General features: G+C 76.6%; 4 protein-coding genes. 2 read left to right on the top strand and 2 right to left on the bottom strand.

The genetic code is table 11. From position 1 onward, the window contains the following. Both F6X68_RS32160 and F6X68_RS32155 read right to left on the bottom strand, forming a co-directional pair. Positions 1-931, bottom strand: a 931-nt coding sequence (locus F6X68_RS32160) for a DUF3500 domain-containing protein (protein WP_192581640.1), incomplete at its 3' end; no start/stop codon positions are given. Between the two features lie 45 nt (positions 932-976). Then, on the bottom strand, positions 977-1,375 hold the full coding sequence (locus F6X68_RS32155; RefSeq protein ID WP_151457759.1) for an ankyrin repeat domain-containing protein: 399 nt from the start codon (positions 1,373-1,375) through the stop codon (positions 977-979). Between the two features lie 165 nt (positions 1,376-1,540). Here F6X68_RS32155 and F6X68_RS32150 point away from each other — a divergent pair, with 165 nt between their 5' ends. Both F6X68_RS32150 and F6X68_RS32145 read left to right on the top strand, forming a co-directional pair. Then, on the top strand, positions 1,541-1,996 hold the full coding sequence (locus F6X68_RS32150) for a cysteine dioxygenase family protein (protein WP_151457758.1): 456 nt from the start codon (positions 1,541-1,543) through the stop codon (positions 1,994-1,996). A 110-nt stretch (positions 1,997-2,106) separates the two neighbouring features. After that, positions 2,107-2,549, top strand: a 443-nt coding sequence (locus F6X68_RS32145) for a rhodanese-like domain-containing protein (RefSeq protein ID WP_151457757.1), incomplete at its 3' end; no start/stop codon positions are given.

Genomic DNA, 2,549 nt, shown 5'->3' with positions numbered 1-2,549 from the left:
GGTGGGCGGCGAGGACGTCCGCGCCGAAGTCGCTGGCCGGGCGGCGCAGGACGGTGTGCGCGTGGTTGCCGTCGTCGGTGGTGTTGTCGTACTCGATGAGCAGGTCGTCGCCCTGCACGCGGTAGTAGTGGCGCCGGCCGGGCGCCGTCGGGCCGGCCCAGGCGAAGTGCAGCTGCCCGGAGTCCAGCCGGCGCGCCTCCCGGACCGCCAGCTCGGGTGGGAGCCGGTCCAGGTAGAGCGCCACGAGCTGGTCCAGCAGGGCCCGCCCGGTGGGCCCGAGCCGGTCGGCGGGCACCCCGAGCGGCTCCAGCGGCCCGTCCACCCGGGCGCGGGTGGCGCTGATGATGTCCCCGGGCGCTTCGTCGGCGACGATCGCCGCCGTCCGGCCCGCCGGGCCCATCGCGTCGAGCAGGGCGCGGGCCAGGTCCTCCTCCACGCCCAGCGGCCGGGAGACCGGGCGGCCGGCGTACCGGACGGTGGCCGGGTTGGCGCCGAGGAAGATCGGCGCGGGGGAGACCTGGTCGGCCACCACGGTCATGCTCACCGAGAGGTGGTGCCCCTCCAGGCGCCACGCCCAGGCGTCGTCGCGGGCCGGGTCGCCGAAGACTGCCACCCAGTAGTCGCCGCTGTGCCGGCCCCGGCGCCATCCCTCCGCCCGGTCCAGCACCTCCTCCAGCGCGACGATGGCCATCGCCTGGGCGTACGCCGGTGGGCTCAGCGCGGTGGCCAGCAGCCGGTGCGCGGCCTTGCGCCCGGCGCGGTCGAGGTCGGCCAGGCAGACCCCGGGCCGGGGTCGCGGCCGGTACTCGAGCCAGCGGCGGGCCGCCTCGTCGTCGAACCGGTGGGCGGCCTGGGCGCGGGCGGGCTCGTCCAGCGCGGCCAGCAGCGCCGTGGCGGCGGTGCGCATCTGTTCGGGCAGCGGATCCTCCACCGACCCTGTATACCGGGCGCGGACCGGATGCGCCGGGCGTCGGCGTCAGCCGGTCGGCGCGGCCAGCAGCGAGAGCATCTCGGGCAGGTCGAAGAAGCGGGCGGTCTCCACCGCCGACGGGTTGCCGTGGTGCGGGTCGGCCCCGGCGGCGAGCAGCGCCCGGACGGCCTCGGCGCTGCTGCGGAAGGTGGCGGCGGCCAGTGCCGTCTGGCCCCGGTCGTTGGTCCGGGAGTGGTCGGCACCGCGGGCGAGCAGCGCGGCGACGGTCTCGGCGTGGGCGTGGTACGCCGCGAGGATCAGCAGGGTGTCGCCCTTGTCATTGGTCAGGTCGATTGGCAGCCCCGCGTCGACGTAGTCGGCGAGTTCGGCGGTGGCCCCGTCGCGGGCCAGGTCGAACATCCGGTGCGCGAACGCCAGCGTCTCCGCGTCGAGTTCCTCACTCACCGGTCCAGGTTAGTCGGACGCTCCCCTGGTGCGTTGCTCGGCCGGCCTGCCGGGTGGATCCGCCGGTCCGCCGCTGCCGCGTCCCAGCCCCTGGGATTGCATACTAAACCAATAGGGTTTGCAGCCTATGCTTGGTCGACGCACCGCCGAACCGCGAGGACCGCCATGCCCGACCGACGCCCACCCGACCTGCTCGCCACCGCCCGGCGGTGGGCCGCCGACCCCGCCCGCTGGCCGGTGCCGCTGCGCTTCGACCCGGTCTCCCGCTGGTACGCCCGGCTCGCGCACGAGACCGACCACGAGGTGTGGGCGCTGAGCTGGCTGCCCGGCCAGGGCACCGATCTGCACGACCACGGTGGCTGCGGCGGCGCGTTCCTGGTCGTCTCCGGAGTCCTGACCGAGGAGACGGTCGGCGGGGGCGTGCTCCGCCCGCACCGGCTGCCGGCCGGGTCCGGGCGTCGCTTCGGCCCGCGGCACGTGCACCTGGTGTCCAACCGGGACGACGAGCCGGCGGTGAGCGTCCACGTCTACCGGCCCGCACTGCGCCGGATGACCAGCTACCGGCTCACCGACGGCCGGCTGCGCGTCGCCGAGGTGGCCGAGGCCGGGGTGGCCTGGTGAGCGCGGCGCCGTCGCGCCCGGGCCGCCCGCGACCCCCTGCGCGCCGCCCGCCCCGCGCCGGCGGCCCGCCGTCGTACGTGCACCGTCAGCAACCAGTGGAGGGAACGACCATGCCGCAGACCGACGACCCGCACGCGTGTCCGGCCCCGGTGGCGCCGCCGGGCTCCCGGGGCATCGACGAGATCCTGGCCGCCGCCCGGGTGCGGCTGGACCGGCTGGACCCGGAGCGCGCACACCTGGCGCACCGGGGCGGGGCCCTGCTGGTGGACATCCGCCCGGCCGCCCAGCGGGCCGCCCACGGCACCGTGCCGGGCTCGCTGGTGATCGAGCGCAACGTGCTGGAGTGGCGGTTCGACCCCCGCTGTCCGGCCCGGCTGCCGCAGGCCGTCGGCTACGACCTGCGGGTGATGGTCATCTGTCAGGAGGGCTACACCTCCTCGCTGGCCGCCGCCGCCCTCCAGGATCTCGGGCTGCGCCACGCCACGGACGTCGTCGGCGGCTTCGTCGCCTGGCGGCTCGCCGGCCTGCCCGTGCTCGGCCCCACCCCGCCGCA

The organism is Micromonospora sp. AMSO12t, from assembly GCF_008806585.1.
Classification (GTDB): Bacteria; Actinomycetota; Actinomycetes; order Mycobacteriales; family Micromonosporaceae; genus Micromonospora; species Micromonospora reichwaldensis.
This window is presented reverse-complemented; position numbering and strand designations above follow the sequence as displayed.